This window comes from Deltaproteobacteria bacterium (genome assembly GCA_019309545.1).
Taxonomy (GTDB): domain Bacteria; phylum Desulfobacterota; class Desulfobaccia; order Desulfobaccales; family Desulfobaccaceae; genus Desulfobacca_B.
Genome location: JAFDGA010000037.1, coordinates 1 through 13,997 on the forward strand (window position 1 = coordinate 1; position 13,997 = coordinate 13,997).

The 13,997-nt window shown below is 51.5% G+C and carries 12 protein-coding genes; 3 read left to right on the forward strand and 9 right to left on the reverse strand.

The genetic code is table 11. From position 1 onward, the window contains the following. The 3 genes from JRG72_10205 to JRG72_10215 form a co-directional block, all read right to left on the reverse strand. Nucleotides 1-612 (reverse strand): CoA transferase (locus tag JRG72_10205; protein ID MBW2135575.1); only part of this gene is annotated, 612 nt, incomplete at its 3' end. A gap of 411 nt (nt 613-1,023) precedes the next feature. Next, entirely contained in the window at nt 1,024-1,410 is a 387-nt protein-coding gene (locus JRG72_10210; GenBank protein MBW2135576.1) for a cytochrome c, read from the reverse strand. Next, nucleotides 1,407-2,372, reverse strand: coding sequence for a dihydrodipicolinate synthase family protein (locus tag JRG72_10215; GenBank protein MBW2135577.1), 966 nt, complete (start codon nt 2,370-2,372; stop codon nt 1,407-1,409). The genes JRG72_10210 and JRG72_10215 overlap by 4 nt, the downstream gene beginning before the upstream one ends. 495 nt (nt 2,373-2,867) lie before the next feature. Here JRG72_10215 and JRG72_10220 point away from each other — a divergent pair, with 495 nt between their 5' ends. Then, nucleotides 2,868-6,749 (forward strand): 2-oxoacid:acceptor oxidoreductase family protein, encoded by a 3,882-nt coding sequence (locus tag JRG72_10220; GenBank protein ID MBW2135578.1) that lies wholly within the window; start codon nt 2,868-2,870, stop codon nt 6,747-6,749. A 194-nt stretch (nt 6,750-6,943) separates the two neighbouring features. Here JRG72_10220 and JRG72_10225 read toward each other — a convergent pair whose 3' ends face one another. The 6 genes from JRG72_10225 to pyrR all read right to left on the reverse strand — a co-directional run bounded on the left by JRG72_10225 (nt 6,944) and on the right by pyrR (nt 12,090). Next, nucleotides 6,944-7,177 carry a hypothetical protein gene (locus JRG72_10225; GenBank protein ID MBW2135579.1) on the reverse strand — a complete coding sequence of 78 codons (234 nt, stop codon included), beginning with the start codon at nt 7,175-7,177 and terminating at the stop codon, nt 6,944-6,946. Between the two features lie 95 nt (nt 7,178-7,272). Then, nucleotides 7,273-8,109 carry an alpha/beta fold hydrolase gene (locus JRG72_10230; GenBank protein ID MBW2135580.1) on the reverse strand — a complete coding sequence of 279 codons (837 nt, stop codon included), beginning with the start codon at nt 8,107-8,109 and terminating at the stop codon, nt 7,273-7,275. Further along, complete coding sequence (locus tag JRG72_10235; GenBank protein MBW2135581.1) at nt 8,090-9,877, reverse strand: hypothetical protein; 1,788 nt, start codon at nt 9,875-9,877, stop codon at nt 8,090-8,092. The genes JRG72_10230 and JRG72_10235 overlap by 20 nt, the downstream gene beginning before the upstream one ends. 1 nt (nt 9,878) lies before the next feature. Then, entirely contained in the window at nt 9,879-10,277 is a 399-nt protein-coding gene (locus tag JRG72_10240) for a YjbQ family protein (protein MBW2135582.1), read from the reverse strand. Between the two features lie 2 nt (nt 10,278-10,279). Continuing rightward, nucleotides 10,280-11,524 (reverse strand): hypothetical protein, encoded by a 1,245-nt coding sequence (locus JRG72_10245; GenBank protein MBW2135583.1) that lies wholly within the window; start codon nt 11,522-11,524, stop codon nt 10,280-10,282. A gap of 8 nt (nt 11,525-11,532) precedes the next feature. Further along, on the reverse strand, nt 11,533-12,090 hold the full coding sequence (gene pyrR / locus JRG72_10250) for a bifunctional pyr operon transcriptional regulator/uracil phosphoribosyltransferase PyrR (protein MBW2135584.1): 558 nt from the start codon (nt 12,088-12,090) through the stop codon (nt 11,533-11,535). A 296-nt stretch (nt 12,091-12,386) separates the two neighbouring features. Here pyrR and JRG72_10255 point away from each other — a divergent pair, with 296 nt between their 5' ends. Together JRG72_10255 and JRG72_10260 are read left to right on the forward strand one after the other, a co-directional pair. Beyond that, entirely contained in the window at nt 12,387-12,725 is a 339-nt protein-coding gene (locus JRG72_10255) for a DnaJ domain-containing protein (protein MBW2135585.1), read from the forward strand. After that, nucleotides 12,722-13,513 carry a DUF3108 domain-containing protein gene (locus JRG72_10260; GenBank protein ID MBW2135586.1) on the forward strand — a complete coding sequence of 264 codons (792 nt, stop codon included), beginning with the start codon at nt 12,722-12,724 and terminating at the stop codon, nt 13,511-13,513. Before JRG72_10255 ends, JRG72_10260 begins: the two co-directional genes overlap by 4 nt. Nucleotides 13,514-13,997 lie beyond the last annotated feature (484 nt).

Below are 13,997 nucleotides of genomic sequence, written 5' to 3' on the forward strand. Positions count from 1 at the left end.
GGGTTCCAGGGTCCATTGTCCGAATTTAGACATTTTATCTTTGTAGGGTCCCCAGGTGCCCCGGACCGCGATGTTGCACCATACCAATCCGGGATACAATTTGGAGATGTGCCGGTAGCCGATGCCCAGGCCGTCCATATAGCCCGGCGGCATTTCATCGATGACCCCGTCCACCTGGCTGCACATGGACCGGAAAATATCCCGGCCCTCTTCGGTCTCCAGGTTCAGGGTAACCGATTTCTGCCCCCGCATCTCGTGCAGGAAGTCGAGGCCGCATTTTTCCCCGGTGACCTTGGATTCGAGCATGTATTCTTCCCGACCAAACGGGGTTAATTGCCGCAGCGGGTCGCCCCCGGGCGGCTCGATTTTAATGACCTCGGCCCCGGCCTCACAGAGCAAGCCGCCACAGAACATATTGCCCAAGCGCCACATGCCGACGCACAGGAATTTCATGCCCTGCAGGGCCTCGGGTTTCCCAAATGCCAGTTCATATCTGAGGTTATCCTCACACCAGTTGCCGAAGTCCGTCGCTTTCCGCCGGGCGTAGACTTTATCTACCTCTTCGCGCGGCGGCGGCGGGGTGACCGGCCAGGGCCTGATGTCAGGATGCATCAGATCAAGGGTGTCAGCCCGACAGCAGCGTTATTGCCCTTAATCCTCAAATACTCCAACCCAATTATTGGCAATACCTTACACACAGAACACCCCCGTTTAATTTAAACGCGGGAGTGCTGTTGGCCTCTAAACTCTCACCTCCTTTCATACCGATCCCCTAATTCATTAAATTATTGTCGTGCAAATCTGTTGCCACTTGCTTATTTTGTGATTAAGTACTTTGAATTTAAAACCTTTCATTAAAACGATAGCTTGTGTAATTTATCGCTAATTAAATTTGGCACGCGCCTCATCGGCAATGCCGCCAACGGGGATTTTTTCCCAACAAAGAGGGGAATTTCTCCCCTCGGAACCGCCCCTCCGGCCGCCAAACCCTAGCTGGGTGACCAGATCGGCACGGTAATTTTGCTACTTAAGAGTTTGCAGATAATTTATTAGCGCGGACAGCTCGGCGGGCCTCAAAAAGGCGAAGCTGGGCATCCCGGACCGAGGATGGCGGTGGCTCGGTTCGGTCACTTGTTGCTCCAGATCTGCATATGATAGACGTTGGCCAATTCCATCCAGGGGCGGACCAGTACCGCCGCCTTGATTATTTAGAGCATGGCAGGAGCGACATCCCAGACGTTGAAAGAGTTTTTGACCTTGGAGGACCTCGGCGGGCAAGTCGGACCCCTGGGCCCACCCGGCCTTGGCCAGACCTAAAAGCATCAGTCCAAGGGCAACCAGGCAGGCCAATCTGGTGGTTAAATGGTATTTGGGATGATTGTTTGAGTTTTCGGGACGATCGGCAATCACCGCAGCACCTCCATGCGAGTCAGGAAGTCCAATAACTTTTTCTTTAACCCGGGTGCGGCCGGAACCGTGGCCGGGCAAGTTGTATCATGCTTAATGACCCCTAAAGCCTGTAAGGCGGTTTTCAGCAGGGCGGCGGGCTGATGCAGATAACACTGCGCCAGCTCCAGCAATTGCTGGCTGAGCTGCCATAACTTGGCCTGGGGAAGCTTTAAATCAGCTACCTTCTCGGGATGCAGGCAGGCTTGGGTGACGGCCTGCCAGGCAGAGGGGAAAAGCTGGGCACCGGGGGATATTATCCCCCAGGCACCGGGGCGGGTCAGGAAGCGGGATTCATCGCCCTCATAGATGGCGAAATCCGGGCGGCCGCCGGCGGCGCGGTGATAATTCAGAAAACGCTCCATTTTGCCCCGAAAGATCATTCCCCTGATCTCCGGCAAGTCGGTTAGCTTTTTAACTACCGCGGTGCGTAGATTATGATGCTTCCAGGGTCGCGTCCGCTCCCGGATTATTTCCGGCTGGTTAAGTAGTATAAGCGGGTGTCTCAATGTCCCCAAAAGTTGCCGGTAATATTGGGGGAGGCCGCGATTGCTGTGGTACCATAGGGGCAGGTCCAGCCAATGGATCTGGTAATCGTAATGTCGGCTCCGGCATTCAGCCTCAAAGCGCTGGATCAGATCACCAGTCTGTTCCTGGGTATCTGCCGTGACGCCGAAAAACAGGGGACCGGGGCCGGGCCATTGCTTTAAGAGACCGGAAAATAACTCTCGGCGCACCGAGTCGGGGAGTCCCAGGGCTTCCCCGAGGCCCGGGGATGCGGCAACAATCCCCGCCGCGTACGGCGCTACACGCTCTACCAGTCGGCTCAGCCCTTCGGCGTCCAAATCGCCGGTGGCGGTTAAGGGGGTGACCAGCTCGATCAACAGTCCGTCTGGAGGGGTTGGTGTGACAGAGGACTTTAACATTGCCTAAGCCTGTCTTTTTGCCTAAAGGTTCCTTAACTAAAATAATAGAAAGGGGTCGGTTGTCGACCTTAAATTGACATCAGGATACCGAGCTTTGCTCTGGTCATCAATAAAAAAACAAATATTTTTTAGTTTCTCTGAATGGTTCTTAAATACCCTAAAAAATAAGTTTCCTTAAATGTCGCTGCTCTTTGATCTCTGGCAGCCCTCCGGGTGGATTGACAAAATGCCATATATAAGATAATTAAACATCTATTCAATCAATTATGATTGAGTTATATTTATAAAATTAAGTGCATATAGCTGATTTCCGGTGAGTTTGCTTATGACCACTAGTTAGAAAGCCAAATTTCTTAGATAGCTAAGGGCGATGGCTGGCTCAGGGATTTTTGCATACCTTGGGCTGGAAAGCTTCCGGTTCCCCCTTAAATCAGGAAAGCCCTAATTATGATTAATCGCTTATATAGAAATTAAATACTTGAGGAGATTTGGATAATGAGTTTAAGAATTGAGATAGATCAACTCCAAAAGCATCTGCCTTATCACCAACTTAAGGAAAAAAGAGGTAGAAGAATCCAATTCGACTGGGCGGCGGAGTGGGATAGATTTGATGGCAAAAAGCTGTTTAGTTTTGATCTGGCCTCGATCCCGGCAGAGAAATTAGGGGCCATGCGGCAACGCCGGGAAGGCCTGATGGACGGCAATCAAGCGGCACTCTCTATCCTGACTCGATTGGTAGATGGGCTGTGCGGCTATCCGATCACTCCCTCTACCCCGATTGCCGAAAATTTTGCCAAAGCTGCGGCTGATGGCCAGCAAAACTTATTCGGTAACGAATTGATGTATTTTCAGCCCAGTGATGAACTTTCGGCCATCGCCGCGGTCGAAGCCATGGCCGTGCAGGGGGGGCGCTACGTCGATAACACTTCCTCTCAGGGCTTGTTGCTCAAAACCAAAAACCTGTTCTCGGTGGCCGGTAAGCGGCTGCCGGTGGTCATGACCGTCATGGCTCGGGAAGTCAATAAAGGTTCCTTGAGCATTCATTGTGGTCACACTGATTTTTATGCGGTACGCAATGCCGGGTGGGCCCAATTGGTTTCCGGAGATAATCAAGAGCTGCACGAACTGCTGCCCATCGCCTTTAAAGTGGCGGAACTTCGCCAGGTAATGTTACCCTGCATGGTCGTTGCCGATGGTTTTATCAAGAGCCACGCCCTGGAAAATATTAAAATATTATCCGATGATTTTCTTAAGGATTTTGTTGGCTTTCCCAATCGCTTATATCAGCCTGACTTTAAGAATCGGACACTCACCGGCACCTTTACGGACTCGGACCTAACCATGGAGGGGCAGGTGGCCCAGGATTACGCCTATCGCTATTTCCGCCGAGGAGTTATTGCGGCCATGAACGTCATGAACCAGATCTTGGGTACCAACCTCAAGGTGGTGGAGAATTATCGCACCGAAGATGCCGATCTGGTCATTGTCATCATGGGCTCCGGGGCTGGCGTGGTCAAGGATGTGGTGGATTATTATCGTGATGCCACCGGCTTAAAAATCGGTATGGTGCGGCCGGTGTTGTTTACCCCCCCCTGCTTTGAAGAACTGGCTTACGGGATTCGGCAGGCCAAGGTGATTTCGGTGCTGGAGCGCTCCGCCAAGACTCATAATCAGTTGCTCCTGGGAGATATTCAGGCGGCTTTACAGATTTCCCACCGGGCCGCCCGGGAGGGGCGAGAAGAGCACAAAATCTATGGTCGCGACTTTATGCCTACCCTCCTCCACGGGGTCTATGGTTTGGGGAGCAAGGACTTTAATAAGTACGATGTGGCCGCGGTAATTGAGAACATGAAAGCCTGCTTGGATAAGAAGCCCGGTTTTCTGCGGGATTTTTATGTGGGCATCGAAGGCCCCTACACCCTCAGACCGGCGCCGTTACCGGCTTATCCGGAGCGGGAACTGGGGATGACTTTTATCGGGGTGGGGGCTGAAGGGGTTAAAACCGCCCTGGAATCAGCGGGGCTTATCTATGTGGAAGCCAGTACCAACGGCCACAACTATATCCAATCCGGAGCGCGTTACGGCGCTGCTCGGAAGGGGGCACCGGTCTTTATGAATCTGCGCATCAGTCCCCGCCCCATCCGCAACAGCTCTGAGCTTACCGAGCGCGATGTCCTGGCCTTTTTCAACGAAAAATTTTTGTCGGATGAAATTCTGCGCGAATATGTCGGCGGTTTGAAAGAAAACGGCCTATTGGTCATCAACAGTCTGAGAAGCCGCGAGGAGCTTCTGGCCTCTTTCCCGGAACAGGTGCAGAGCCTGATCAAATATCGCAAAATTAAGCTGGTACCCATTGACGCTACCTGGGTGGCCTTAAAACACATTAACCGGAACCTGCCGGGCTCCCCCATCTTGGGATTAATTAATAAAGAAGTGGGAATTCTTCCCGAGGAAGAGTTCGAACTCCGGTTTAAAAAGATCTTGGAGAAAAAGCTGGCGGGGAAAAAAGGCCAGGAGATTATTGAGGCCAACCTGACTCTACTCAGGTATGGGGCGGAATTTGGCGGGGATGGTTCCGGAACCGATGAGCGGAGTGTGGCCAAAGCCTTAAACATCGAACGCGATCAATATATCGCCCCGCAGCCGGAAGATTTTGGCCAAGGGCCTGGTGCCGCCGGTCTTTTACTGACTCCTAGTGATAAAGACGAACTGGGCACTATCAAGCCAGTGAATCTTATCGATGATTATCAGGGAACTTTTTACCAAGAAATGGTGGCGCCCATCTCGCAGGGCAAGCAAGTGCCCTGGAACCGATTTCTGCCGGTAGTCCCGGCAGCCACCAGCCGCTATCGGGATATGAATTTCATTGGCACCCAGTTGCCGGTTTATGACCCCTCGAAGTGCATCGCTTGTGGCCGATGTACTGCCTCGTGCCCGGATGCCGCACTATATTCCACCATCACGGCGCGCCCCATCCCGGATGAGGCCAGGCGTTACTTCAAGATCTTTAACAAGCCCCCGAAAGGCATCCCCTGGGAGCGCTTTGCCCTAAATATCGACGTCGATGCCGGTGCTTGCAAAGGGTGCGGGATCTGCGCCCAGGTCTGTCCAAGCGATGCCTTGCACATGGTGGATAAAATCAAACTGACCGACGCCGATTTCCTGCCCCCACTCTATCGGGAATTTGACCAGACTTACGAAGTAGCGCCCTATGTGGATCAGATGGCCACCATGCACCAGGTGTTGTTTGTCTTTTCCAAGCTCTATCCGGGCCGCCATACCCTGTGTCCGGGCTGTAGCGAGGGGGTCATTAACTTGCTAACCTTCTATGCCGCTGAATCCCTACGCAACCACCCCGAGGGCATTGCCACTTTTTACCAGGGCTTGAAAATTCTGTCGGAAAAAACCAAGCATGAGATTGAACACATGCTGGATTACGGCTTTACCATTTACACCATCAATGCCACCGGTTGCAACCAGGTGTCGGAACTGGTTAATCCCTATAATACCAGGATTTACCAGGGCGGTCACTATGGCTTTGGCACTGCCTCAGCCGCCGCGCTGGGGGCGAAATTCAGCCTGGATCAGGCTTATAACAATCGCTTCAATGATGTTTTGACCAAAATCATTGTCTTGGCAGGCGATGGGGCCATTTATGATATTGGCAATGGTCCCTTCAATCATGCCCTGGGTGAAAATTATGACATCACCTGGATTATTTATAACAACGAAGGCTACATGAACACCGGGATGCAAAAATCCGGGGCCACCCGGTACGGCAGTTCCCGTTCGACCTCACCCATTGGCCGGAAGTATCCTGGGAAGACCACCCTGCACCGGCGGATCATCAGCCAGGCGATGGCCATTTCCCATGTCTATGCTGCTAAATTAACCATTGACAATCCGCTTTATGCCATCAAGATCCTGAAAGAGGCCATCGCCTATAACGGCCCCTCCATGGTGGAGTTTTTCTCTTTCTGCCCGCAGGGTCATCAGAGCCATGATTGGGCTGGGCCGCTGATTTCTCGGATGATGGTGGAGTCCCGCAAATGGCAGGTGGCGGTGCGCCGACCGTTTCAAAAAGTGGATATTTCCGCCAACCCCGAACCCGAGGCGATCTATCCCAGCGAGGGTAAATCCTTTAAGCGTGGGATCAAGCGGGAAGCCGCGACGTTCTATGATGTGGTCAGTATGCTGGGACAATACAATCAACATATCAGGACGGTGGAAAGCGGGGTGATTCCGGAGATCGTGCGGATCAATGAAACGGTCAGCCTGTTCCGCTGGCTCCGTAACCAGTACATGGCCGGGTACCGGGATACCATGCCCACTGAAGAAGAAGTGGAGCGCATCGTGGAGGAACGGTACCGTCTCTAATACAAGTTGCTTTCAAAAAACTATTTTCCCTTGACTGTAGGGGCGCAATTTATTACGTCCGAAAGGGCTTGATAAACCAAGCCCCTACAGAAATATCCCTTTGATTGCAATTTAGCATTAAAAACTCAAGGGGAGAGATCAGCATCTCTCCCCTTGTTTTTGGGATCATACTTCAAATTTTTTTAAAACCTTATCTAAAAGTAAAGCTCATCGCTGTCCTCCAGGATACCCTTATGGATAAATTTATATAAGCTGCCGATCCATTCCAATTCATTTTCCAGTTCCGAGTTGGCAAAAATCCATTCTCCGTCGCGATCTTTGGCAATCACGACGATCTCCTCAATCTCATCCATTTCCTGATAGAACCGCTCGATGACCTCCTTTACTGAACGTTGGGCCTTCTCAAAGGGAATAATATTTCTTCTCATGGCGATTTCTGGGCCTACCCGCCTTCTGCCTAGAGGCTGAGACCCACCTCCTTTTATTGATGCCCTCGCCGATCTGGCGGAGCCTAATTATTCATTTAGGACGATTGCTGTAAAAAATCAATGATTATTTTGTTTACTTGGAGTGGATTTTCCTCCTGCGGGGCGTGACCGACACCCAAAAGTAAGTATAGTTTGGACTGGGGGAGATGGTCCTGCAGCCAATAGGCTTGTTGCGGCGGCAGGATGCGATCCTCTTCCCCCCAGATCACCGCGATCGGCTGCCGGACGCTGGCCAGCAGGGCCATCACCCGGGCCGGGGACCAGGGATTGAGACTTCGACACAGGGCCCGGAGCGCCAGCCGTTTTTTCAGGCTCCGAAAGGGCCGGCCATAGCCGGCGATCACTTCCGGAGTGATCAACCGATGATCATGATAGGCCAGACGCAGGGCCAGAGGAATAATCCAGGGACCGAGAAGCATGGCTCCGACCCAGCCAATTAGAGGCAGTTTTAAAGGATAGACAATCCATGGCAGTCGGTTGGTAATCACCGCTGGGGCTAACAGTATCAGGGCCGAAACTCGTTCCGGGCGGCGCTGGGCCAGCAACAGGGCTACACTGCCGCCTAAAGAATTGCCGGCCAGAGCGGCCTGTTTGATCTCCAGGGCATCCATAAAATCCAGGACATCTTGAACCAGGGCCTCTAAACTTAGGTTGTCTTCAGCCGATGCGGATGACTCCCCACAGCCTTTCAGGTCCAAGGCCGTGACTCGAAAAATGCGGGCTAAAGGCTCCAGATTATGACGCCAGGAGAAAACCGAGGCTCCCAAGCCATGCAGTAATATAAGGTCGGGCCCTTCCCCGGCCTGAAGATAGTGCCATCGGGCCCGGGAGTTGAGCTGCTGATGGACGTCTTTAGTGAGAGGGGTGGGCACCCAAAGATTCATGTAACAGAAAGTGGGCAAAGGAGCCAGTTTCCCCGGCCTGCTTGACCCGGAGATGATCGTTATCTAGGTCTTCTTTTAATTTTTTAAGTCTAATCAGCATCTTATAGAGCTTACGCTGGTATGGTTGATCAGGAGCAGCCTCCAAATCATCTAAACTTTTAATATAGGGATGGGTGAAGAGTTGGTCAAAAATATTATCAAACTTAGCAAAGAGATCATCATAATAATGGGGAATTTCATCCAGGTTTTCTTCCACGTATTCCAGTATCAGGGACAATAGCTTCACCAGCGTCAAGCGTTTGTTATAAGGCGGACGCCGTTGAACCATTTTTTCTAGTTGGTGGATCTGGTGGGCCTGTTTGAGATAGGTGATTTTCCCGATTACTTCCCGGTGTAATTCCGGGTATTTTTTGAAATAGTAGCGATAATCAGGATTAAGGATATAACTGTTGAGTACCTTCCTGATATCATCAAAAAATTCTTGGCTATAACTGGTAATCCGCCGTTGATTTTTGCTTAGCCAGGCATAAAGGAACTTCAGCCGATCATCATGGGTTTTGGTAGAATTGATCTGGCCCCAGTGTTTATAAGAAATACTGCCCTTATATTCTCCCCTGACGATGTCATTCAGATCGATCAGGAAGCTGCGCGAATCTTTGAGAATATTGAAGCCAGTCTCTTTGGCCCCGGTGAAGGGATGCATAACTTCCTGCTTTAGAACTGATAAGGCCCGATCTTCCTGGACATTATTTTTATTATATTTGTGTTGCGCATAAGTCACTTTGAGGATTACGACCCTGCGGGCCTCATCCACGTAAAATCCCCGGCTCTTTAGTTCATTATGCTCTTCTTGCATGCTGCGGGGTACTGACACCAAGGCCACCTTTTCGACCAAGGGGAAGCGCTTCTGTTCAAAACCACAGAGGCTGGTGATGACTCGATCCGAACAACCCAGAACTTTGATGAGGTACTGCTCCTTAAGTCGGCTTAATTTCCGGGCAAAGAGAGCGCTGGAGGTACGACGTTCAGAAGCGATGGGGAAGCCATAAAGTTCCATCAGAAAGTGATAGACAAAGTAGCGATTGGCCTCATAGCGGGCGTTGTCCTTGGATCTGAACTTCCCCAGACGCCGGCCCAAAGTCTTGAGTTCGTTGTCCAGATCTGAGGGAAAAGAGGCATAACTGCCCAGCAGGCGAAATTCTCCTTGGGTATCCCGGGCGATCACATGGGCCCGATCCATGTGGAAGATAAACTCCAGCAATTGTTCATAATTGGCTAGATCCGTCAGATCTCGATTAAGATACCGTTGTTTAAACCGGGTCCGTAATTCTGGGGGGAGATGGGGAAAGATCTTTTCCACGTTCTCCCGAGCCAGGCGCTCCAGGGCGGCAGCGCGTTTCCGGCTGCTCTTCGATTCGGACTCAGGGGGGGAGATCTCGGACACACTATGGAGCCGGTCGAATTGGAAGACTTCATTCTGGTAGTCCAGGGTGCGGTTGAACACCACCATGCTGAAGCTGGGCAAAAACTTATACTCGGCAAAATTGATTTCAAACGAGGGCAGCAGCTCCCGGCCGTCGATTAACGGATAGTCAGCGTTATAAGGTTCCAGAAGTCCTTTTTTAATATGCACCAACTCCAGGAAGTCCTTAAGCTGATTGCGGTCCTGGAGTTTTTTCTCCCCCAGCCGGATGGCCTTCAGGGTAATTTCTCCCCCTATGCGAACCTCAGAAAAAAAATCGGTCTTGCCGGCCATATTACCCTTGAACCAACTTGATCTTAAACTTGCGGCGGCGGGGGCCATCAAATTCACAGAAAAATATTCCCTGCCAGGTGCCCAGCCCCAGGCGTCCGCCTTCGATAAAGACAGTCTCCAGAGAGCCCACCAGACTGGCTTTGATGTGGGCCGGGGAGTTACCCTCCAGATGGCGATAGGGCTCCTGAGGACTGATCAGTTTATTTAAGATCATCAGAATATCTGCCTTCACACTGGGGTCGGCATTTTCGTTGATGGTCACAGCGGCCGTGGTATGGGGAACAAAAATATGGCAGAGACCATCCTGCAGGCCGCTTTGGCGGACAACTTCCTGAACCTCAGGGGTGATATCGATCAATTCGGTCTGCGCCGTAGTCTGGATATTTAAGGTATGGACCATTTTCACCTCACGGTTGTTATCAAGGGGTCAGGTGGCGCGGTCACTGCTCTTTCCTGTTCAACAGCTTCTTCCACGTCCTTGAGATATTCCACTATGGCCAACATGGAGTGCCATACCAGACCCCGCAGGAAGGGATTCTCCCCCTGCAAGACTACTCGCCGATGCTTAAGGTCTTCCCCGGCAGCCTGAGCCATCCGGGCCTGCTCTGATTTTCCCAGGCAATCAAGAAAATAAGCCATTTCCAATAGTCGCCGACTTAACAAGGGGCGTTGCTCCAAAGGGAAAAGTTCTGCTACTGCCTGAGCTATTACCGCGTCCAATCGCTCGTTTTTTTGATCTTCGGTAAGGACAAGCGGACTTTCATAGACCTCACGAAGCTTCTGGAAGTAGGAAGCCAGCTCCTCCGGGGCCGGCAGCCAAGTCTGAAAGGCCTCATCCAGGCCTAGCTCGCGTGATTTTTCTAGATAGAGGATAGCCTCATGTTCCTCCAGTCGAGGTAATAAGTCCTCCAAAGTCGGGGCGGCCTCCAGGTCAATCCGCTCCAGCAACCGGTCCCGGACCCGCCGGTAGGTCGCCAGGCCTTCAGAATCGAGATCGGCGGTATTAGAATATGCCTCTTCTATCAGTTTCAAACCATAAGCCGGCGGCACTGAGACCATCCTGCCGAGCTGATCCTGATTATATTCTTCCAGCAATTCCCGACGCCGTTTTTTGCTCAGGGATAAGGTATAAAAATCCTTCAGACCTTCGCGGTCATTGACCAGAGCTTGCAAGACATTAAACCCCAGACCTTCTTTAGCTACCTGAAGAAAGATCATGCGATTGCCAAAACCATCAACCATGCTGATATGACACTCCGAGGGAGCCATAGGCGCAGGCCGGACCAAGGGAGAGGCCGCTAAAGATATGGGGGCGGGGACCGGTACCTGGCGAGTTTTCAAGACATGGAAGGCCTTTTTTAAAGCCTTCTGCCGGTGCCGGTCGGTTTCGGGCCCGAAATGGCGTTGTAAGGCTTCAGGTATAGCCGGATGAGCGATCCTGCCCAATCCGGCGATCAGAGCCAGGTCCCAGGCTAGGTCTCCCGGCGGCTGACTTGCCAAGAGTTCCAGGACTGCCGCTGCCTCCTGCCCTTCCGCCAGGGTCTGTTTAACCTTTTCCAAGAGCTCTTCCAACCCCTCCTGGGCCTCTGGGGCCAGGGCGGCTAAAGACTGTTCTCTAATCTTCTTGCTAGATTTTTTATCGCGCACCGTAACTCTCATTTTTGGTTAAAATCAACGGATTCGATGGCCACCTGATCGGGGTCGTCCTGTTCCCGGAAATAGACGTTGACCCGTTGCTCCCGGGATAAATCTAAAGTTTGCCCCACAAAATCAGGACAGATGGGTAGCTCCCGGCCGCCTCGATCCACCAGCACCGCTAGCCTGATCCGGCGAGGCCGGCCGAAATCGATCAGGGCATCGAGCGCGGCCCGCACCGTGCGGCCGGTGAATAACACATCATCTACCAGGACTACGTCCTGATCGTCGATCGAAAAGGACAGCTCAGTGCGGCCTACCTGCGGTTTGTGACTGATGCGAGTCCAGTCATCCCGGTACAGGGTAATATCGAGAATGCCTACCGGTACCTGTGTCGCCCGCCGTTGCCGAATTTTCTCCCCTAAACGCTGAGCCAAAAAGGCCCCTCCGGTGCGAATTCCCACCACCACCAGCCTGGAGAGGTCAGGCTGTTGCGATAGAATCTCCTCGGTCAAACGCTCCAGGGTCTGATCGAATTCCACCGCGTTCATAGTAACTGATCGATGTAAAGAATTCATTGGGTTTATGTTAACCTCCAGAACGGTTTAGTACAACCGGACCCTGGTCAGTAGTCAATCCAGGTAAGACCAATGTTCGCCTCGTATTTTAGCAGGGATTATCCGAGCAAAAAGTAAATAAGCTGATTTTATTATTTAAAATAACATTTTGACCGCCAATAAGCAATAATTCTCTTGACCGGGCTTTATCTTGTTAATCAAATAATATATATTATTAATATACTTTGTCGGCCGTAAGGATATTTTTCTGTACGGCTCAACTTCCGTGATTCAACCTCTGCCCAGCGGGGAGGAATATGAACCTGGAAAAAGCCCGGCAGCTACTAGGATTAGGTATTAGAGCCACCCGCAGAGAGATTCAGGCTGCTTATCGCCGGGCTGCCCGCCGCTGGCATCCCGACGCCGCTTCCCCTGACAACCTGGCCGAACACCATGCCCGGATGCAGGAGATTAATGAGGCCTATCACTGTATCCTGCGATTTTTAGAAAAATATCGTTATCATCTTGAAGAGGCATCGGCAACCCAGGACAACTATCAAACTTGGTGGCACGAACATTTTGGCCAAGACGTCCTTTGGGAAACCGCTAAGTCCCGTCGCCCCCGGCGTAAATCCTCCAAGCGTCGCCAATCATGAGACCACGGTCTTATCTCTCCTGGTGGCTGTTGGTCTGGCTGGCCGGACAGGTCTATTTCAACCCTTATCTAGTTGGAGCCGCCGAACTATCTCCGGAATCTTTAAACTACTCGGTGGACGTGCTGATGCTGGGGGATGCGGTCCGGGCTAACATCACCTTAAGGCGGTTAGGGCCGGACTGTTATGAAGGGGAGATCAGTGGCCACACCCGGGGGATACTGGGCTTTTTTACCGCCCACCGCCGCGATCGCTACCGTACCCGAATGATCTATAACCAGGGGAGACTCCAGCCCACGACCTACTGGGAAGAATCCTGGCTTCGCGGTCGCCACCGTTACAAGGAATATCGTTTTGACCACCAGCAAGGCCGCCTGGAACTATGGCAACCCAATGGCGATGGTACGCTTAAGCTCAAGTGGCATACAGAACTGGACGAGCCGATCTACGATCCCATCACGGCGTTTTATAACTTTCGCCTGGGGGCCTTTGGAGAATTAAAGGGAGGGGAGACCATCACGGTGTCTGGCATTCCTTACCCACACCCGGAAGACATTAACATCCACATCGGCCCCACCGAACATGGCCGGCGCAAGGTGGCGGTGAAAATTCGCAACCGCGCCTTTGAAGATGAAAGGGGCATGGTCCATATACTTTTCGACCCCCAGTTGGTACCGCTGGAAGCCTGGACGCGGGTGCTGGTTTTTGGAAAAATATCTGGACGTTTGTTGTCGGAATCAGACCAGACCAAGGCCGAAAGGGAGACTTTAATTAATGTTTCACAAGATTAAGGGGTATAATTTCCCACCTTGATCCCCAAAGGGGGAGAGATTACCATCTGACCATCACTTACCAAAGATCTTGAATTCGAAATATTTTTCAATAATATAAGCTGGGGCCAGCCGGCATAGCAGAGTCTTGTAGTTCACACAGCCTTGTTCACCTTCATGCCATTCAAGCCAGGGACATGATGCGCAGATGGGTGGTAATTGAGCCTTTCCACCCTTAGATTCAAGTTCGGAAAATTTATTCATACCTACCTTTGAATAATTATCAAAAAGCAAAAAACGTGCCTTTTATTGGCCAGACCCAAATTCAAAGGTTTTGGCCCACACCCAGGAAGTCCAGAAGTTATTACTCCGAGCATTTAAAAGGTTAATTTGACACCGTTGCAAAAAGCGTGATTGTCTTTTAGCTCGATTTTGGGCAAATTTTTTTGGCACAAAGGAACTAAGTCTTCATAGGACCCTTATAATCTCCAATTTAGTGGTCTTA

Coding starts and splice junctions, on each gene's coding strand:
- pyrR (MBW2135584.1), bottom strand. CDS start 12,090: ATGAATTCTTTACATCGATCAGTTACTATGAACGCGGTGGAATTCGAT.
- JRG72_10225 (MBW2135579.1), bottom strand. CDS start 7,177: ATGAGAAGAAATATTATTCCCTTTGAGAAGGCCCAACGTTCAGTAAAG.
- JRG72_10215 (MBW2135577.1), bottom strand. CDS start 2,372: ATGTTAAAGTCCTCTGTCACACCAACCCCTCCAGACGGACTGTTGATC.
- JRG72_10260 (MBW2135586.1), top strand. CDS start 12,722: ATGAGACCACGGTCTTATCTCTCCTGGTGGCTGTTGGTCTGGCTGGCC.
- JRG72_10235 (MBW2135581.1), bottom strand. CDS start 9,877: ATGGCCGGCAAGACCGATTTTTTTTCTGAGGTTCGCATAGGGGGAGAA.
- JRG72_10240 (MBW2135582.1), bottom strand. CDS start 10,277: ATGGTCCATACCTTAAATATCCAGACTACGGCGCAGACCGAATTGATC.
- JRG72_10220 (MBW2135578.1), top strand. CDS start 2,868: ATGAGTTTAAGAATTGAGATAGATCAACTCCAAAAGCATCTGCCTTAT.
- JRG72_10255 (MBW2135585.1), top strand. CDS start 12,387: ATGAACCTGGAAAAAGCCCGGCAGCTACTAGGATTAGGTATTAGAGCC.